Origin of the sequence: Rhizobium indicum, assembly GCF_005862305.2 — a bacterium.
GTDB lineage: Bacteria > Pseudomonadota > Alphaproteobacteria > Rhizobiales > Rhizobiaceae > Rhizobium > Rhizobium indicum.
This window is the reverse complement of record NZ_CP054021.1, coordinates 4,984,074-5,001,535: the sequence shown is the minus strand read 5'-3', so window position 1 is coordinate 5,001,535 and position 17,462 is coordinate 4,984,074. Positions and strand designations below refer to the sequence as shown.

Annotated in this window: 13 protein-coding genes; 11 read left to right on the top strand and 2 right to left on the bottom strand. The window is 60.3% G+C overall.

Features of this window, described 5'->3' with window-relative positions:
- Positions 1 to 6: 6 nt before the first annotated feature.
- A complete protein-coding gene (locus FFM53_RS24320) occupies positions 7 to 1,056 on the bottom strand; it encodes an alpha/beta fold hydrolase (protein ID WP_138389004.1) in 1,050 nt (349 codons plus the stop codon).
- 350 nt (positions 1,057 to 1,406) lie between these two features.
- On the opposite strand from FFM53_RS24320, the gene FFM53_RS24315 reads away from it, so the two are divergent.
- From FFM53_RS24315 to FFM53_RS24265, 11 genes are all read left to right on the top strand, one after another.
- Positions 1,407 to 3,182, top strand: coding sequence for a cytochrome c biogenesis protein DipZ (locus FFM53_RS24315; RefSeq protein ID WP_138329210.1), 1,776 nt, complete (start codon positions 1,407 to 1,409; stop codon positions 3,180 to 3,182).
- A 54-nt stretch (positions 3,183 to 3,236) separates the two neighbouring features.
- A complete protein-coding gene (locus tag FFM53_RS24310; RefSeq protein WP_138329209.1) occupies positions 3,237 to 3,995 on the top strand; it encodes an alpha/beta fold hydrolase in 759 nt (252 codons plus the stop codon).
- A gap of 386 nt (positions 3,996 to 4,381) precedes the next feature.
- On the top strand, positions 4,382 to 5,104 hold the full coding sequence (locus FFM53_RS24305; RefSeq protein WP_130668602.1) for a DeoR family transcriptional regulator: 723 nt from the start codon (positions 4,382 to 4,384) through the stop codon (positions 5,102 to 5,104).
- Positions 5,105 to 5,281: 177 nt separating this feature from the next.
- Positions 5,282 to 6,310, top strand: a complete 1,029-nt coding sequence (gene deoC / locus FFM53_RS24300) for a deoxyribose-phosphate aldolase (RefSeq protein ID WP_168288369.1) — start codon at positions 5,282 to 5,284, stop codon at positions 6,308 to 6,310.
- Positions 6,311 to 6,315: 5 nt separating this feature from the next.
- Positions 6,316 to 8,703, top strand: coding sequence for an aldehyde dehydrogenase family protein (locus tag FFM53_RS24295; protein WP_138329208.1), 2,388 nt, complete (start codon positions 6,316 to 6,318; stop codon positions 8,701 to 8,703).
- A gap of 159 nt (positions 8,704 to 8,862) precedes the next feature.
- Positions 8,863 to 9,318, top strand: coding sequence for an RbsD/FucU family protein (locus tag FFM53_RS24290; RefSeq protein WP_138329207.1), 456 nt, complete (start codon positions 8,863 to 8,865; stop codon positions 9,316 to 9,318).
- Positions 9,319 to 9,330: 12 nt separating this feature from the next.
- Positions 9,331 to 10,263: a ribokinase gene (gene rbsK / locus FFM53_RS24285; protein ID WP_138329206.1), complete on the top strand. Its 933-nt coding sequence runs from the start codon at positions 9,331 to 9,333 to the stop codon at positions 10,261 to 10,263.
- Positions 10,260 to 11,135, top strand: coding sequence for a carbohydrate ABC transporter permease (locus tag FFM53_RS24280; protein WP_138329205.1), 876 nt, complete (start codon positions 10,260 to 10,262; stop codon positions 11,133 to 11,135). The genes rbsK and FFM53_RS24280 overlap by 4 nt, the downstream gene beginning before the upstream one ends.
- Entirely contained in the window at positions 11,132 to 12,160 is a 1,029-nt protein-coding gene (locus FFM53_RS24275) for a carbohydrate ABC transporter permease (protein WP_138329204.1), read from the top strand. The genes FFM53_RS24280 and FFM53_RS24275 overlap by 4 nt, the downstream gene beginning before the upstream one ends.
- A gap of 44 nt (positions 12,161 to 12,204) precedes the next feature.
- Positions 12,205 to 13,659: an extracellular solute-binding protein gene (locus FFM53_RS24270; protein WP_138329203.1), complete on the top strand. Its 1,455-nt coding sequence runs from the start codon at positions 12,205 to 12,207 to the stop codon at positions 13,657 to 13,659.
- A 212-nt stretch (positions 13,660 to 13,871) separates the two neighbouring features.
- The gene (locus tag FFM53_RS24265; protein ID WP_138329202.1) at positions 13,872 to 14,960 is read left to right on the top strand and encodes an ABC transporter ATP-binding protein; all 1,089 of its coding nucleotides are present in this window, start codon (positions 13,872 to 13,874) and stop codon (positions 14,958 to 14,960) included.
- Positions 14,961 to 15,235: 275 nt separating this feature from the next.
- Here FFM53_RS24265 and FFM53_RS24260 read toward each other — a convergent pair whose 3' ends face one another.
- Entirely contained in the window at positions 15,236 to 17,440 is a 2,205-nt protein-coding gene (locus FFM53_RS24260) for an OmpA family protein (protein ID WP_138391007.1), read from the bottom strand.
- Positions 17,441 to 17,462 lie beyond the last annotated feature (22 nt).

Sequence of the window (17,462 nt, the reverse complement as noted above, 5' to 3'; positions counted from 1 at the left end):
GTCGACCTAGAAACGATCGACGTCTATGACCGCCTGCGCAAAAGCCTGCGGCGCTTCCTGAGGCAGGTTGTGGCCGATGCCGCCGCCGATGGTGCGATGCTCGTATTTGCCGGAGAATTTTCCGGCGTAGGCGGAAGGCTGCGGATGCGGCGCACCGTTTGCATCGCCTTCCATGGTGATGGTCGGCACCGAAATGACAGGCGTTGCGGCGAGCGTCGTCTCGTAGGCATCGTACTTTGCCTCGCCTTCGACAAGCCCCAGGCGCCAGCGATAATTGTGAATGACGATGGCGACGTGGTCGGGATTGTCGAAGGCAGCGGCCGACCTGTCGAATGTCGCATCGTCGAAGTTCCACTTCGGCGATGCCGTCTGCCAGATGAGCTTTGCGAAATCATGCGTGTTGCTCTCGTATCCCTGACGACCGCGTTCGGTGGCGAAATAGAACTGATACCACCAGGCGAGTTCGGCTTTCGGCGGAAGCGGCTTCTTGTTGGCCTCCTGGCTGCCGATCAGGTAGCCGCTCACCGATACCATCGCCTTGCAGCGCTCGGGCCAGAGCGCCGCCATGATATTGGCGGTCCGCCCGCCCCAGTCGTAGCCAGCAATCACAGCCTTCTCGATATCGAGTGCATCGAGCAGCGCGATCATATCGGCGGCGAGCGCTGACGGCTGGCCGTTGCGCGGCGTCTGGTCGTCCAGGAAGCGGGTCGTCCCGTAGCCGCGCAGATAAGGCACAATCACCCTGTAGCCCGCCGTGGCAAGCAGCGGTGCGACATCGACGAAACTATAGATGTCATAGGGCCAGCCATGCAGGAGCAATACGACGGGGGCATCCGCCTTTCCCGCCTCGGCATAACCGATGTCGAGCACGCCTGCCTTGACCTGCTTCAGCGCTTCGAAGGACGTGTTGGTTCCGGGCTTTATAGCTGGCACCGATGCGGCAGTCGCAGACGACTGGGCGGCAGCCGTGCCGGCCACGCCGAATTCGACGGCCGCAAGGGCGATTGCCGTCATGCCGAAGAAACGGCGGCGGTGATGGTTGATTTGCTCTGACATCGGTCTCTCCTGTCGAATGGATCACGGTCGCGAAAAGGCGCTCTACTTGTATCCCTGATATGTCGCAAGCAACCGTTTTTTGAATGCGGATGTAGCTTCCGGCCGCCTGGATACATTCCGATACAATCGCGCGGCCTCGGCAAGTGGCCGCCTTGGCTGCAGTCGTCTCCTCGCGGCTGCGGCAGTTTGTATCGCTTTGTATCGCTGCCGCCCCACCCCGACACTTCGGTACATTTTCCTGCAAAGCCGGACACATCGGGGATACTTCACGCCGGCCATATCCCCGCCGTTGCTGGTTCGGGCCCCATCGCCGCCCAGAGCCCGATCAAGCGGTTTCAAAGGAAACGATGATGACACTTCTGATCATTGCCTATCTCGGAGGCGCGCTGACGATCCTCAGCCCGTGTATCCTCCCCATCCTGCCCTTCGTCTTCGCCCGCGCCGGACAGCCCTTCGTCAGAAGCACGCTGCCGATGCTGGCGGGCATGGCCGCCACCTTCGCGCTGGTCGCCACGCTGGCCGCAGTCGGCGGCAGCTGGGCCATTCGCGCCAATGAATATGGCCGCCTTGCCGCCATCGTCCTGCTTGCCCTCTTTGGCGCGAGCCTGCTTTCGCCGCGTTTCGCAAGCACGCTTGCCCGGCCGGTCGTCGATCTTGGCAACAATCTTCTGAACGCCACCGGCGGCGGGCGCGGCACCACGACAGTGAAGAGCGCGCTTCTTCTCGGCGTTGCCACCGGAATGCTCTGGGCGCCTTGCGCCGGTCCGATTCTCGGCCTGGTGCTGACCGGAGCTGCATTGCAGGGCGCCAATCTGCAAACGACCTTCCTGCTGATCGCTTATGCCGCTGGTGCTGCAAGTTCGCTTGCGGTAGCCCTGCTGGTCGGTGGCCGGATATTCGCCGCCATGAAGCGTTCGCTCGGCGTTGGCGACAGGATTCGTCAGGGGCTCGGCGCTGCCGTCCTGGCGGGTGTCGCCGTCATCGCGCTTGGCCTCGACACCAGCCTGCTCGCCCGGCTCTCCTATGCCAGCACCACATCGCTGGAACAGGCCGTGCTCGACAGGCTGCATGCAAAGCCGCTCAGTAGCGCATCTTCCGAGCTGGCGAGCAACGAGGTGATGATCGCCGCAGCTGATGCGAAGAAGCCCTTCCGCAGCGACTTGCCCGTCGAAGGCCGCGCCCCCTCGCTCGACGGCGCGGTCGAATGGCTGAACTCTGAGCCTCTGACATCAGAGCAATTGCGGGGCAAAGTCGTGCTCGTCGACTTCTGGACCTATTCCTGCATCAACTGCATTCGCACGATCCCCTATGTCAGGGCCTGGGCGGAAAAATACGCCGATCAAGGCCTTGTCGTCATCGGCGTCCACGCCCCGGAATTTGCCTTCGAGAAGAAGATCGACAACGTCAAAAGCGCAATCGACGATTTCAAGATCGGCTATCCCGTTGCGATCGACAATGATTACAAAATCTGGCGCGCTTTCGAAAACAGCTACTGGCCTGCCGCCTATCTGATCGATGCCAAGGGTCAGATTCGCTACCACCATTTCGGCGAAGGCAATTACAACAGGACCGAAAAGGCCATTCAGGACCTGTTGCGCGAGGCCGGCAGCCAGACGACGGCAAGCGCGCCGGTCGCGCCGGATGCCAAGGGCGTGGAAGCAGGCCCAGATCTCCGCAATATCCGCTCCGGCGAGACCTATCTCGGCTACGAACAGGCGGCGAATTTCGCCTCTCCGGAAGGGCTGCAGGCTGACCTGGCACAAAATTATACAATCGGCGAACCGGGCCTCAATGGCTGGGGCCTGTCCGGAACCTGGATCGTCGGCCGGGATCAGGCGACGCTTGATCAGTCGGGCGGTGGCATCACCTATCGCTTCAGCGCCCGCGATCTGCATCTCGTTCTTGGGCCTGGTGCCGGCGACAAGCCGATCCGCTTCCAGGTGAAGATCGACGGCAAGGCGCCAGGGCCCGACCACGGGTCAGACATCGATGCCGACGGCAACGGCACGGTGACCGCGACGAGGCTTTATCAGCTCGTCCGCCAGTCCGGCATGGTCGCCGCCCGCAACTTCGAGATCCGCTTCCTCGATCCCGGCGTGCAGGCTTACGCCTTCACGTTCGGCTGAACCTGAAACGCATCAATATCCCGATCATCAACAATGACCAAAGGAGTGATACTCATGAACAAACGCCTTCTTTTCACGGCAGCGTTTGCATTTGCCACCACCGCCATCGCGTTCGCCGCAGAGGCTGCCGCGGTCAAGAACATCGTGATCGTCCACGGCGCGCTGGCCGATGGCTCGGGATGGCGCAAGGCGACGGACATTCTCGAGAAGCGCGGCTTCAACGTCACCATCGTCCAGCAACCCATTACCTCGCTCGACGACGATGTGGCGGCGACCAAGCGCGTTCTCGACCTTCAGGACGGCCCGGTCCTGCTCGTCGGTCACAGCTATGGCGGCATGGTCATCACCGAAGCCGGCAACGATCCCGCGGTCGCGGGCCTGGTCTATGTCGCGGCATTCCAGCCCGACAAGGGCGAAAGCCTGCTGAGCCTCGCCAGCTCGAAGCCCGCCGGCAGCATGGATATAAAGGAAACGAAGGACGGCAAATATCTCTATCTCGATCCGGGCGCCTTCGCCGCGGATTTCGCAGCCGACCTTCCGCAAGCCGAAGCCGATTTCATGGCAAAGTCACAGGTCTTCGCCTCGAAGCAGGCATTCTCCGCCAAGATCACTCAGCCGGCATGGCGGACCAAGAAAAGCTGGTCGATCGTCGCCACCGAGGATCGCTCCATCAACCCCGAGCTTGAACGCGACATGGCAAAACGTGCCGGAAGCGACGTGACTGAAATAAAGGCAAGCCACGCCGTCTTCGCATCCCAACCGGAAAAGGTTGCCGATGCGATCGAAACGGCAGCAAGGAAAGCCGGCGAGTAGCGCGCGCAGCCAAGAATGTCCTCAGCAAGCCTCTGGTCGGAAGGCCACCCCGACCAGAGGCGTGACGAACCGCTGCCGGCAGAGAATGTCGATCTCGTCGTCACCCGCTTCCCCGCAGCCGAAGTGAGGCACCATCTATGCAGTTTTGTGACTATACCATCACGAAAATGGAAGATTGGTCACAAATTCTCATTTCAAATTGCGGGGTTTCCCTGTAAAATTGTGACGATATGCCATTTTGCGCGCAACTGGCTGGTGCAGAAGCTGTAGCTCGGCGCAAATGCCGAATCGTAGCTCGAGGGACATACAAGATGAGAATGGCAGTCCCTTGTTAAATTTTGATCAGAACACTATTCCAAGTGTAAACGATAAGGGAGAGATGCGATATGGATAGTCGCAAGGGCCGGCGCATCGCAGTCTTATCCGAGGCCCTTTCACAACATCGCATTCTGCACATCAAGAATGCTGCGGAGATCCTGGGCGTCTCAGAGATGACGGTTCGGCGTGATGTCAGCGCCAATGCAGACCAATTCGCGTTTCTCGGCGGCCACATCGTTGCAGCTGTCGAAGCGGAAAACGATCCCTATGAAATTTCCAAGGCAGCCGACAGTCATGCCGCTGCAAAACGGCAAGTTTGCACACAAGCTATTGATTACATTCACCATGATGATACGGTGTTTTTCGATTGCGGCACCACCTTACCCTATCTGGTCGATCTCCTCCCAGACCAGATTCACATAACGGCGATCTGTTACGCCATGAATGTCGCTGATCGTCTGACGCGAAAACCCAACGTTCGCCTTGTTATGCTCGGTGGTCTTTACCACCCAGCATCGGCGAGCTTTTCCGGTGCCACGGGGCTGGAAATGCTCGATCAGCTTGTGATCAACGTGGCATTTCTATCGGCAGCCGGTGTCGATGCCCGGCGTGGCGCAACCTGCGCGCATTTTCACGAAGCGGAGATCAAGAAAAAGGCGATGTCCCGGGCACGAAAGAATATTCTTCTCGCCGACAGCAGCAAAATTGGCAAGCTCAAGCCAGCCTTTTTCAGCGACATGAAGTCGTTCGACGTGGTCATCACCGAAAACGGCATGAACGATTTCGACTGAGAAATCCCGTACTTTTTTTGCGTCTGTCGAAATCTAAACTTGACGCAGCGGCGCGGTGATGCAAACCTCACAAACAGTGAAAAAAAAATCACATTTGAGCCAGTCGTGAAGCTTCCTCTGCGTGCCTCTGCACTTGATGGCAACAGGATCTTCACGCTCGGATCGGGAGGATTCTAGTTGGAAACCGTTGCTGTTCACAATGCGGCAAACGCGGCGCATCATGGAGGCCCTTCGCGATTGCCGGGCGGCACCCATAACCGGCCGCGCAATACCGGGATGGAACTCGATCTGTCTTGGGTGCTTGACACCCGGGTCAACCTGTCTGCCACCGAGCGCCGCGTAGCCTCGCTTCCCGGACGCCGGACCGTCAAAAAGGACGCACAGGCGGCTTGGCTCCTGAAGGCGGTGACCTGCATCGACCTGACGACATTGAACGGCGACGATACCCCCGAACGCGTCAAGCGGTTGTGCGCGAAGGCGATGAATCCGATACGTGCCGACATTCTGGATTCCCTTGGCATGAGCGGCCGTTCGATCACCACCGGCGCCATCTGCGTCTACCATCGTTTTGTTGCAACGGCCGTCGAGGCGCTCGGAGATTCCGGCATTCCGGTCGCCGCGGTTTCGACCGGTTTCCCTGCCGGCCTCAGCCCGCACCACCTCAAGGTCAAGGAAATCGAGGCGTCAGTTGCCGATGGCGCGAAGGAAATCGACATCGTCATCACCCGCGAGCATGTGCTGACCGGCAACTGGACAGCACTTTACGAGGAAATGAAAGAATATCGCGCCGCCTGCGGTGATGCGCATGTCAAGGCCATTCTGGCGACCGGCGACCTGAAGACGCTCCGCAATGTCACCAGGGCCTCGCTGGTCTGCATGATGGCGGGAGCCGATTTCATCAAGACCTCGACCGGCAAGGAAGGCGTCAATGCGACGCTGGCCGTGACATTGACCATGCTGCGGGCGATCCGCGCCTATCAGGAGCGCACCGGTATCAAGATCGGCTACAAACCGGCCGGAGGCATTTCCGCGGCGAAGGACGTGTTGAACTACCAGTTCCTGATGAAGGACGAACTGGGGCGCGAATGGCTGGAGTCAGACCTCTTCCGCATCGGTGCATCAAGCTTGCTTGCGGATATCGAGCGGCAGTTGGAGCATCACGTCACCGGTGCCTATTCGGCCCTCAACAGACACCCGATTGGATGATCCAGATGACTGTTGCAAAGTATTTCGACGAGATGTCCTACGGCCCCGCCCCTGAATCCGATACCGAAGCTCGCGACTGGCTGGCACGCCACGCTTCCGGTTTCGGTCACTTCATCAATGGCGCATTCGTGCCCTCCGCGTCGGGAAAGAACTTCGAGACGTTCGAGCCAGCCACCGGCAAGGTCCTGGCGAAGCTCGCGAACGGCGGCGCGGCGGATGTGGATAACGCGGTTGCTGCGGCTCGCAAGGCACAGGCGTCATGGGCGAGATTGCCGGGCCACGCGCGGGCGCGCCATCTCTATGCACTTGCCCGGATGATCCAGCGCCATGCGCGTCTGATTGCTGTGGTCGAGGCAATCGACAATGGCAAGCCCATCCGCGAAACCCGCGATCTCGACGTGCCCCTGGCAGCCCGTCATTTCTATCATCACGCCGGATGGGCGCAAATCCAGGACACGGAATTTGCCGATCATGTGCCGGTGGGCGTCGTCGGCCAGATTATCCCGTGGAATTTCCCGTTCCTGATGCTGGCCTGGAAAGTGGCGCCTGCTTTGGCGCTCGGCAACACCGTCATCCTGAAGCCTGCCGAATTCACCTCGCTGACGGCGCTTCTCTTTGCCGAACTGGCATCCGCGGCGGGCCTTCCGCCGGGCGTACTCAATATCGTGACGGGAGAAGGCGAGACAGGCGCGCTGCTTGTCGGGCATGCGGATATCGACAAAATTGCCTTTACCGGATCGACCGAAGTCGGGCGCGTTATTCGCGAGCGCACCGCGGGTAGCGGCAAATCCTTGACGCTGGAACTCGGCGGCAAGTCCCCTTTCGTCGTTTTTGACGACGCCGATATTGACGGCGCCGTGGAAGGCGTTGTCGATGCGATCTGGTTCAACCAGGGGCAGGTCTGCTGCGCCGGTTCGCGGCTTCTGGTCCAGGAAGGCATTGCCGATCTTTTCCACGAGCGGCTAAAGCGCCGGATGGAGACATTGCGGGTCGGTCAGCCTTTGGACAAGTGCATCGATATGGGTGCGATCATCGCGCCCGTGCAATTGACGCGTATCGAAGCGTTGGTGAAAAAGGGAGTTTCAGAAGGCGCGACGCTGCATCAGGCTAAGATCGACCTGCCGAAGGGCGGCAGCTTCTACCCGCCGACGCTGCTGAGCGGCGTGCAGCCGACATCGATCGTCGCGACCGAGGAAATCTTCGGGCCGGTTGCGGTCTCCATGACTTTCCGCACACCGGAAGAGGCTATCCAGCTTGCCAATCACACCCGCTACGGCCTCGCCGCCAGCGTCTGGAGCGAGACGATCGGCTTGGCGCTGAACGTTGCGGCAAAGCTTGCAGCCGGCGTGGTCTGGGTGAATGCCACCAATCTTTTCGATGCCGCCGTCGGTTTTGGCGGCAAGCGCGAATCCGGATTCGGCCGCGAAGGCGGACGCGAAGGTTGCTACGAATATCTGAAGCCGAAGGCTTGGGTCGGTCGCAAGGCGCGCGCAGCTATGCCCGCACTTTCGCAACTAAAGCCGGTTGCCGGCGATTTTGCCCTGCCAAGCATCGACCGGACGGCAAAGCTCTTCATCGGCGGCAAGCAGGCACGCCCGGACGGCAATTATTCCCGTGTCATCGCCTCACCCAAGGGCAAGGCAATCGGGGAGGTCGGCGAAGGCAACCGCAAGGACATCCGCAATGCGGTGGTAGCCGCCCAGGCCGCCTCCGCCTGGTCGAATGCGACCACTCATAACCGCGCCCAGATTCTCTATTACATCGCCGAAAACCTCAGTGGCCGCGCCGACGAGTTCGCCTCGCGGATAACAGCGATGACCGGAGCTTCCGCAGCCAATGCAAATGCCGAGGTCGACGCCGCGATTTCCCGTCTCTTCACCTACGCAGCCTGGGCGGACAAATATGAAGGCGGCATTCACCAGCCGCCGCTTCGCGGCGTTGCCTTGGCCATACCGGAAGCCATCGGCGTCGTTGGCGTCATTTGCCCGCCGGAAGCGCCGCTGCTCGGCTTTATCAGTCTGATTGCGCCGTTGATTGCTACCGGCAATCGTGTCGTCGCGGTGCCGAGTGAGGCCTTCCCGCTTTCGGCCACGGATTTCTATTCAGTTCTGGAAACGTCGGATGTGCCTGCCGGTGTCGTCAATATCGTCACCGGGTCGGCGATCGAACTGGCAAAGATCCTTGCCGCGCACAATGACGTTGATGCCTTGTGGGCCTTCGGCTCGGCGGAACTTTCGACGATGGTGGAGAAGCTTTCTTCGGGCAATCTCAAGCGAACCCTCGTGGACAATGGCAAGGCGACGGACTGGATGGACAGAGCCGCTGCCGAAGGCGCGATATACCTTCGCCGCGCTGTGGATGTGAAGAATATCTGGATCCCCTACGGAGAATAAGGGCTCCAACCCTGATCATCCGGGCAGGAGGAGAACCGCACCGGCAGGCGAGAATAACGGAATTTGAGGGAATCGCAGAACTGTAACGGAGCTGCGGTTATTGGGCTCTGTTTCGCGGCACGAGGTGCTGCGAAATGGTGCAACTAAGGGAGGATTTTCATGCTGAAGAATATCGATCCGGCTCTGAATGCGGACGTGTTGCACGCGCTCCGGTCCATGGGGCATGGCGACACGGTCGTCGTTTCCGACACCAATTTTCCTTCGGATTCCATTGCCCGGCAAACGGTGCTCGGCAAGCTGTTGCGCATAGACAATGTGTCTGCTGCCCGCGCCATCAAAGCTATTCTTTCGGTGATGCCGCTGGATACGCCGCTGCAGCCGTCCGCCGGACGAATGGAAATCATGGGCGCGCCGGACGAGATCCCTCCAGTGCAGCAGGAAGTCCAGGCCGCTATCGACGGCGCCGAGGGCAAGCCGGCGCCGATGTATGGCATCGAGCGTTTCGCCTTCTATGAGGAGGCCAAAAAGGCCTATTGCGTCATCACCACGGGCGAAAACCGCTTCTACGGCTGCTTCCTCTTCACCAAAGGCGTGATTCCGCCGGAAACCGTTTGAGGGGAAACGATAATGAAGGTGGGTGTTTCGATCCTCGGGATTTTCGTCGCCGACACGGCCTATCTGGCCAAGCGCATGCCAAACGTTGGCGAGACCATCACCGGGACCGGTTTTGCAGTAGGCCCGGGCGGCAAGGGATCCAACCAGGCTGTCGCTGCTGCCCGCGCCGGTGGAACGGTCTCCTTCATCTCGAAGATCGGCCGCGACACGTTCGGCGACATGGCGCTGAAGACCTATGCGGAAGCAGGCGTGACGCCGAAGGTTGTACAGATGGACGATATGCCGACCGGCGCTGCCTTCATCTACGTGAATGACGGTAACGGCGACAATGCGATTATCGTCTATCCAGGTGCCGCAGGCACCATCGGCGTTGGTGATGTCGAAGCGGCACGCGAAACCATCGAACAATCGGCTGTTTTCGTGACCCAGCTCGAACAACCGGCTGAAGCGGCGCAACGCGCCCTCGAAATCGCCCATGCGGCCGGCGTTACCACTGTTTTCAATCCCGCGCCGGCCGAGCCGTTTCCAGACACGATCTATCCGCTCTGCGACTATATCGTGCCAAACGAAACCGAGGCGGCGGCCATCGTCGGTTTTCCGCTCGACACGCTCGACGACGCCAGACGGGCTGGCGACGCCTTTCTTGCCAAGGGCGTGAAAGCCGCGCTGATCACCCTGGGTGGTCGCGGTGTGCTCTATCATACGGCCGGGCAATCGGTTCATGTTCCGGCGGTCTCGTCGGGAGCAGTCATCGATACCACCGGCGCCGGCGACGCATTTGTCGGTGGCTTCTCGGCAGCGCTCTCGCGGGGCGCTAGTCCGGTCGAGGCCGTGCGTTTCGGCTGCGCGACCGCCGGTATTGCGGTGACGCGGCGGGGTACCGCGCCTGCAATGCCGAAGATCGAGGAAATCGAGGCGCTTCTCCAGAAGGGAGACGCAGCATGACCCGCAACGATCCAGTCAAACACTTCTTCATCTGGCCGGCGTTGCTGATCGTGCTGGTGATCTCGATCTTCCCGCTGATCTATTCGCTGACCACCAGCTTCATGAGCCTGCGGCTCGTGCCGCCGATCCCCGCGCGTTTCGTCGGCTTCGGCAACTATACGGAACTGCTTCAGAATCCGCGCTTCTGGAGTGTCACCTGGACGACGACGATCATCGCCTCTGTCGCGGTGACGCTGCAATATGTCATCGGTTTTTCCGTGGCGCTGGCGCTCAGCCGTCGTGTGCCCGGCGAAGGCTTGTTCCGGGTCAGCTTCCTGGTGCCGATGCTGGTGGCGCCCGTTGCCGTTGCACTGATTGCCCGCCAGATCCTCAATCCCACGATGGGCCCGCTCAATGAGCTGATGACCGTCTTCGGTTTTCCCAACCTGCCGTTTCTGACGCAGACCAGATGGGCTATCGGCGCCATCATTTCCGTCGAAGTGTGGCAGTGGACACCCTTCGTCATCCTCATGCTTCTTGCCGGCTTGCAAACCCTGCCGGAGGACGTCTACGAGGCTGCCGCGCTTGAAAATGCCAGCCCCTGGCAGCAGTTCTGGGGGATCACTTTCCCGATGATGCTGCCAATTTCGGTGGCGGTGGTCTTCATCCGCCTCATCGAGAGCTACAAGATCATCGACACGGTGTTCGTCATGACAGGCGGAGGGCCCGGCATTTCGACCGAAACGCTCACCTTGTTCGCGTATCAGGAGGGCTTCAAGAAGTTCAACCTCGGCTACACCTCCGCCCTTTCCTTCCTGTTTCTGATCGTCATTACCGTGATCGGGCTCGTCTATCTCGCCATCCTGAAGCCTTATCTGGAGAAGCACAAATGAGCGTGCGTGACCTCAAAGGATCCGGCCGCTGGTTGGCGCTCGCAGGCTGCCTGCTCTGGCTCGCCTTCACCTTCTTTCCGCTTTACTGGGTGGCGATCACCTCGTTCAAGTCGCCGCTCGGCGTCGTCGGCGGACCGACCTATATTCCGTTCGTCGATTTCGACCCGACGCTGACAGCCTGGAGCGAGCTTCTGTCGGGCGCGCGCGGCCAGTTCTACAACACCTTCATCGCCTCGACGATCATCGGGCTATCCGCATCGGTGCTGGCCACCTTCATCGGATCCATGGCAGCCTATGCGCTGGTGCGCTTCACCTTCGAGGTGAAGCTGCTATCCGGGGTGATTTTCGTCGTTGTTGCCTTCGGGGGATATCTGCTTGGCCGTCATGTACTGGGCTACGGGCAGGCTATTTCGCTGATCTTTGCCTTTGTTGCAGCGCTTGCGCTCGCCATTGGCTCCAGCCGAATGAAGCTTCCAGGGCCGCTCCTCGGCAATGATGATATCGTCTTCTGGTTTGTGAGCCAGCGCATGTTTCCGCCGATCGTCGCCGCCTTTGCCTTGTTCCTGATGTATACGGAAATCGGCAAGTTGGGGTTCAAGCTTGTGGACACCTATACAGGCCTCACCTTCGCCTATGTCGCCTTCTCGCTACCGATCGTGATCTGGCTGATGCGCGATTTCTTTGCGGCACTGCCGGTTGAAGTCGAAGAGGCGGCGATGGTCGACAATGTGCCGTCGTGGAGAATTTTCTTCGGTATCGTCCTGCCCATGTCCAAGCCGGGCCTGATCGCGACATTCATGATCACGCTCGCCTTCGTCTGGAACGAGTTCCTGTTCGCACTCTTCCTGACCAGTTCCAAATGGCAGACACTTCCCATTCTCGTCGCAGGGCAAAACAGCCAGCGCGGCGATGAGTGGTGGTCGATATCGGCAGCCGCCCTGGTCGCGATCATACCCATGGTCGTCATGGCGGGCATTTTGAGCAGGCTGATGCGGTCTGGCCTGCTTTTAGGAGCAATAAAGTGACCGTTCGACAAGCCTAGTCATTGTTCAATTCCGGGGAGGAAAACATGAGAAGATTGCTACTGAGTTCAACGGCCGCGGTACTGTTTGCGGCGGCGGGCACCGCACCGGCGCTCGCGTGCGAACCGGACTACACCGGTGTCACACTCACTGCCACGACGCAGACTGGGCCCTATATCGCCTCTGCACTGCAACTCGCGGCCAAGGGCTGGGAAGAAAAGACCTGCGGCAAGGTGAATGTCGTCGAATTTCCGTGGTCGGAACTCTATCCGAAAATCGTAACCTCGTTGACTTCGGGCGAAGACACGTTCGACGTGGTCGCCTTTGCGCCGGCCTGGGCACCGGACTTCACCGACTTTCTCTCAGAAATGCCGAAGAATATGCAATCAGGTGCCGACTGGGAGGACATCGCGCCGGTTTACCGCGAGCAACTGATGGTCTGGAACGGCAAGGTCCTGTCGCAGACCATGGACGGTGATGCCCATACCTATACCTACCGCATTGATCTGTTTGAAAACGCGGAAAACCAGAGCGCCTTCAAGGCGAAGTATGGCTATGATCTGGCCCCGCCCAAGACATGGAAGCAGTATCTCGACATCGCTGAATTCTTCCAGCAGCCGGACAAGGGCCTTTGGGGCACGGCGGAAGCCTTCCGCCGTGGCGGCCAGCAATTCTGGTTCCTGTTCAGTCACGTGGCGGGATACACCAGCCATCCCGACAATCCCGGCGGCATGTTCTTCGATCCGGATACGATGGATGCACAGGTCAACAATCCGGGCTGGGTGCGCGGCCTGGAGGAATATATTCGCGCCTCCAAGCTCGCACCGCCAAATGCGCTGAACTTCTCGTTCGGCGAAGTGAACGCGGCCTTTGCCGGTGGCCAGGTCGCGGAATCGATCGGCTGGGGCGATACCGGCGTCATCGCCGCCGACCCGAAGCAGTCGAAGGTTGCTGGCAGCGTCGGTTCGGCATCGCTGCCGGGCTCCGACGAGATCTGGAACTACAAGACCAAGAAGTGGGACAAGCAGCCAGAGGTCGTCCAGACTTCCTTCATGGCCTTCGGCGGTTGGCAGGCGGCTGTTCCGTCGTCTTCCAAGAACCAGGAGGCAGCTTGGAACTATATCCAGTTCCTGACGAGCCCGGCGGTTTCCGGTCAAGCGGCCATCACCGGCGGCACAGGCGTCAATCCTTACCGTCTTTCGCACACGACAAATACGGCGTTGTGGTCGAAGATCTTTTCCGAGCGTGAGGCCAAGGAATATCTTGGAAGCCAGAAGGACGCGGTGACCGCCAAGAACACGGCGCTCGACATGCGCCTGCCGGGCTATTTCTCCTATACGGAAATTCTCGAAATCGAGCTTTCCAAGGCATTGGCTGGAGAGGTGACGCCGCAGCAGGCGCTGGATACCGTGGCTGCCGGATGGAACAAGCTGACGGACGAGTTCGGCCGCGACAAGCAACTGGCAGCCTATCGTTCGTCGATGGGCCTGCCTGCGAAGTAAGCCCATCCTCAACATCTCATCCCGGCGGTGCCGGGATGAGATCAGACATCGTTGAAAGAAGAAGCAAACCATCGCCGCTTAGAGCGCCGTGCGTCCTTTCGGACGAAGGACGCTCTAACTCTTTCTCGCATCGTGCTTTCCGAAAATCGATTCCGATTTTCGGGCCGATGCGCTGGGGCCAGGCGATGGAATTCTCATGAAAAGGTTACAGCATGTCCCAGGTGCGTTTGGATCAGGTCACCAAATCCTTTGGTAGCGTTGAGGTCATTCCTTCGCTCGATTTGGCAATTGCCGACAAGGAATTCGTGGTTCTTGTCGGGCCTTCCGGCTGCGGGAAGACAACCACCCTGCGGATGATCGCGGGGCTGGAACAGACGACGTCAGGGGAAATCCGTATCGGCGAGCGGGACGTTACTGCGCTGCGCCCGGGTCTGCGCAATTGCTCGATGGTGTTTCAGAATTACGCGCTCTATCCGCATATGACAGTCGCCGAAAACATCGGCTACGGCATGAAGGTGCGCGGAACTCCGAAGCAGGACATCGATGCCGCCGTTGCAAATGCGGCGCGCATTCTCAATCTCGGTGCCTATTTGAAACGCAAGCCGAACGCGCTCTCAGGTGGCCAACGCCAACGTGTGGCGATTGGTCGAGCGATCGTTCGCCAGCCGGATGTGTTCCTGTTCGACGAACCACTGTCCAACCTCGACGCTAAATTGCGCATTGAAATGCGGACAGAAATCAAGCTCTTACACCGCAGGCTCAAAACCACGATCGTGTACGTTACACACGATCAGGTAGAGGCGATGACGATGGCAGATCGGGTCGTGGTTATGAATCAAGGGCGGATCGAGCAGGCCGCTGACCCGATCACCCTTTATGAATCCCCGAAGAACCTCTTTGTCGCTGCCTTCATCGGCTCGCCAAGCATGAATTTCATCGAGGGGCGACTTGTGCAAAACTCCGGTGAAATTGCCTTCCAAGCCGAAGGTGGGGTCGACATTCCGGTTCCTACACAAAGAGCCGAGAGCCTTTCGGCGGCAGTGGAACAGTCAGTGGTTCTCGGAATCCGACCGGAACATACTATGGTTGGGGATCCCAACGTTCCAACTGTGAGCCTTCATGTCGCCGATATCGAGCCTCTCGGTCCATACACACTGGCGATTGGCAAGGTCGGGTCAGCGGCCTTTACTGCCCAGATCCACGCGTCATCGCGCGTTGGCCCGGATGACAGGATTAGCGTTCCAATTGATACCCAAAAAATGCACTTTTTCCTTAAAAGTACCGGAGATACGGTCGGCTAAGAAAGCACAGTGAGCTTATCCGGCAATCCACCAAAAGGGCATGCGGCCATCGCGATTTGCGCCGTATGAATTCAAAGATACGTGGCGTCGGCAGCCCCGCATAGGCGCTAAAGGCGTCGCAATGCCTCCGATGATCGACGACAATCCGCTCTCCTGCCGGCACCGCCCCGCTGGGGAGAAGAAGCCGCACGTCTCAACCATCCTTCAAGCCGCTTGGAAAGCAGAAGCAAGAACGGAATGCCCCTCCCCAAGAATGGAGAGGGGCATCCACATCATCACTTGTTGGCAGCGACCGGGCGGACCAGTGCCGTGACGCGGCGGATGGTGACGCGGCGGTTTTCCTGTTCGGGCGCTGACGTGTTGACCTTGAGATAGTTCTCACCATAGCCCTGCGTCGCGAGGTTCTCCGGCGCGATGCCGTAGACGTCGGAGAGCACGTTGGCGACCGATTCCGCCCGCTGGTCGGAGAGGATCAGGTTGCTCTGGTCTGAGCCGACAGCATCAGTATGACCCTCGATCAGGAAGGTTTCGCTCGGATCTTTCTCGAGCACCTGGCTGATCGCGTCGGCGACCTTGCGCAACGTGCGCGCCTGGGTCATCGGGATATCGGCGCTGCCGGTCGCGAAGGTGATCGTGTCGAGATCGATGCGACGCACCTTGTCGCGGATACGGGCCGAATACTTCACCTCATCCAGCGAATAGACGCGCTCGACCGGCTCGACGGGCGGCTCGCTCAGGAACTCGTAATAGTCCCGGTTCGGGTCGCTGCGGGTGTCGATGATGTAGTCGCTGAGCGGCACACGCAGCCGCATCGGCGGCAGGTCGGCGCCCGGATCCTCGAAATAGTCGCGGTCCGGATCGTCATAGAGATCCTGCGAATAATAGAGCACGTTCTCGCGTCCGCCGGCATCGACGCGCGAGCGCTGGATGATGTCGCCGTAGCGGTTGCGGATCGTCACGATGCGATAGCCTTCCGGCCGCGTGATCGTCTCGCGGTAGCGGTCGCCGGAGAGCTCTTCGTAGCTCGGTCGTTCGCCGTCGCGCAGGAAGCGCCTGTCATCGTCGCCGCGCACGATCGTCCTGTTGTCGTATTGGATGATCACACGGCTGTCGTCGCCGCGGTCGTCGAAGCGCGCGCCGTCGGGACGGACGAATCGTGGCCGCTCATCGAGCTTCCTGCCCTTCTCGCGCGTCACCGCCTCGAGTTTGACTGGCGCCGGCGCCTTGCCGCCGGTGGCGGCCTGTGCATCGGCATCGGAGGTCGGCACCTTCACCTCCTGGCTGTCGGCGCGCTGCCTGTCGCGGTCGCGGCGGCCTTCCCGGCCCTTGCTGCGGTCGGCATCCTTGTCGCTGTCGAGCACGGCCGCGCCGTTCTCCACCGGCAGCACGACGGTCTCGCTGCTCTTGGCCGGATCTGCGGCGATCTTCTTGCGGCGCTCCAGTTCCTCGGGCGAAGCCTTTTCCGGCGCCGGAATAGCCTGCTCAACCTGCTGGCCGCCGCTGGCATCCGGCAGCGGCTGGGCAGTGTCAGTTGCGGGCACGGCCGGCTGTGCGCCGGCGGGCTGCTCACCGGCGGGCTTTGCCGCCGTGCCGTCCTTGGGCTTTTCGACGGGTGCGGCTTCCGGTGCCGCCGCCTTGTCCTCCGTCGCCTTGCCTTCGGTTGCCTTGCCTTCGGTTGCTTTGTCTGTGGGTGCTTTGTCTGCTGGTGCTGCAGTCTCACCCTTTGTCGGCTTTTTCTCGGCCGGCGCCTCGGCGGCGGGTTTTGCCTCAGGCGTGGCTTCGGGCTTGGCCGTTTCTGCAGTCGGTGTCACGGCTTCGGGAGCGGCAGGCTGAGCTTCTTTCTCGGCCTTACCCTTGCCTTTATCCCTGCCCTGGGCCTTGTCCTGTCCTTTATCCCGTTTGCCACCTTCCGGCTTGGCTTCGGGCTGTGCTTGCTCCGCTTCCGGCTGAGCTTCCTTTGCTGCCGGCTGCTGTTCGGGTTCGGCCTGCTGCGCCTCCGTCTTCTTCGGCTTTTTCGGCTTTTCCTGGGTTACCGGCTGCTCGGCCTCGGGCTTTGCCTCGGGCTGCGCTTCCGATTTGGCTTTCCGCGCGGGCTTGCTTTCCGGCTGCTGAGCAGGCTCTTCTTTCGGCGCTGCTTCGGCCTTGGGCGCCTCAGGCTCTGCCTTGGGTTCAGGTGCCGGAGCTTCCTTGCGCTCAGCCTTCGGCTTTTCCGCGGGCGCTTCCTGCTGCGCCGGCTTCTCGGCGGCGGGCGCCTGTTCGGCCGGGGCTTCCTCCTTCTGCTTGCGCTTCTTCTTCAGCAACTCCTCTTCGGAAGGCGCATCCTGCGCCACCTGGAAGCTGCCCTGCTCGGCCTGCCGCACGGGCGAAGCCTGCGTCGCGACGTCGCGCACGGCCGCCATCGCCGCTGCCGGCTGCAAAGCCAGCGAAAAAGAAAGCAACGGAAAAGCCGCGCTTGCGAACAATCTTGATTTCATGCCCATCGGGTTTCCTCGATCCTGTTTG

Coding starts and splice junctions, on each gene's coding strand:
- FFM53_RS24275 (WP_138329204.1), top strand. CDS start 11,132: ATGAGCGTGCGTGACCTCAAAGGATCCGGCCGCTGGTTGGCGCTCGCA.
- FFM53_RS24270 (WP_138329203.1), top strand. CDS start 12,205: ATGAGAAGATTGCTACTGAGTTCAACGGCCGCGGTACTGTTTGCGGCG.
- FFM53_RS24305 (WP_130668602.1), top strand. CDS start 4,382: ATGGATAGTCGCAAGGGCCGGCGCATCGCAGTCTTATCCGAGGCCCTT.
- rbsK (WP_138329206.1), top strand. CDS start 9,331: ATGAAGGTGGGTGTTTCGATCCTCGGGATTTTCGTCGCCGACACGGCC.
- FFM53_RS24260 (WP_138391007.1), bottom strand. CDS start 17,440: ATGGGCATGAAATCAAGATTGTTCGCAAGCGCGGCTTTTCCGTTGCTT.
- FFM53_RS24310 (WP_138329209.1), top strand. CDS start 3,237: ATGAACAAACGCCTTCTTTTCACGGCAGCGTTTGCATTTGCCACCACC.
- FFM53_RS24290 (WP_138329207.1), top strand. CDS start 8,863: ATGCTGAAGAATATCGATCCGGCTCTGAATGCGGACGTGTTGCACGCG.
- FFM53_RS24320 (WP_138389004.1), bottom strand. CDS start 1,056: ATGTCAGAGCAAATCAACCATCACCGCCGCCGTTTCTTCGGCATGACG.
- FFM53_RS24280 (WP_138329205.1), top strand. CDS start 10,260: ATGACCCGCAACGATCCAGTCAAACACTTCTTCATCTGGCCGGCGTTG.
- FFM53_RS24295 (WP_138329208.1), top strand. CDS start 6,316: ATGACTGTTGCAAAGTATTTCGACGAGATGTCCTACGGCCCCGCCCCT.
- FFM53_RS24265 (WP_138329202.1), top strand. CDS start 13,872: ATGTCCCAGGTGCGTTTGGATCAGGTCACCAAATCCTTTGGTAGCGTT.
- FFM53_RS24315 (WP_138329210.1), top strand. CDS start 1,407: ATGACACTTCTGATCATTGCCTATCTCGGAGGCGCGCTGACGATCCTC.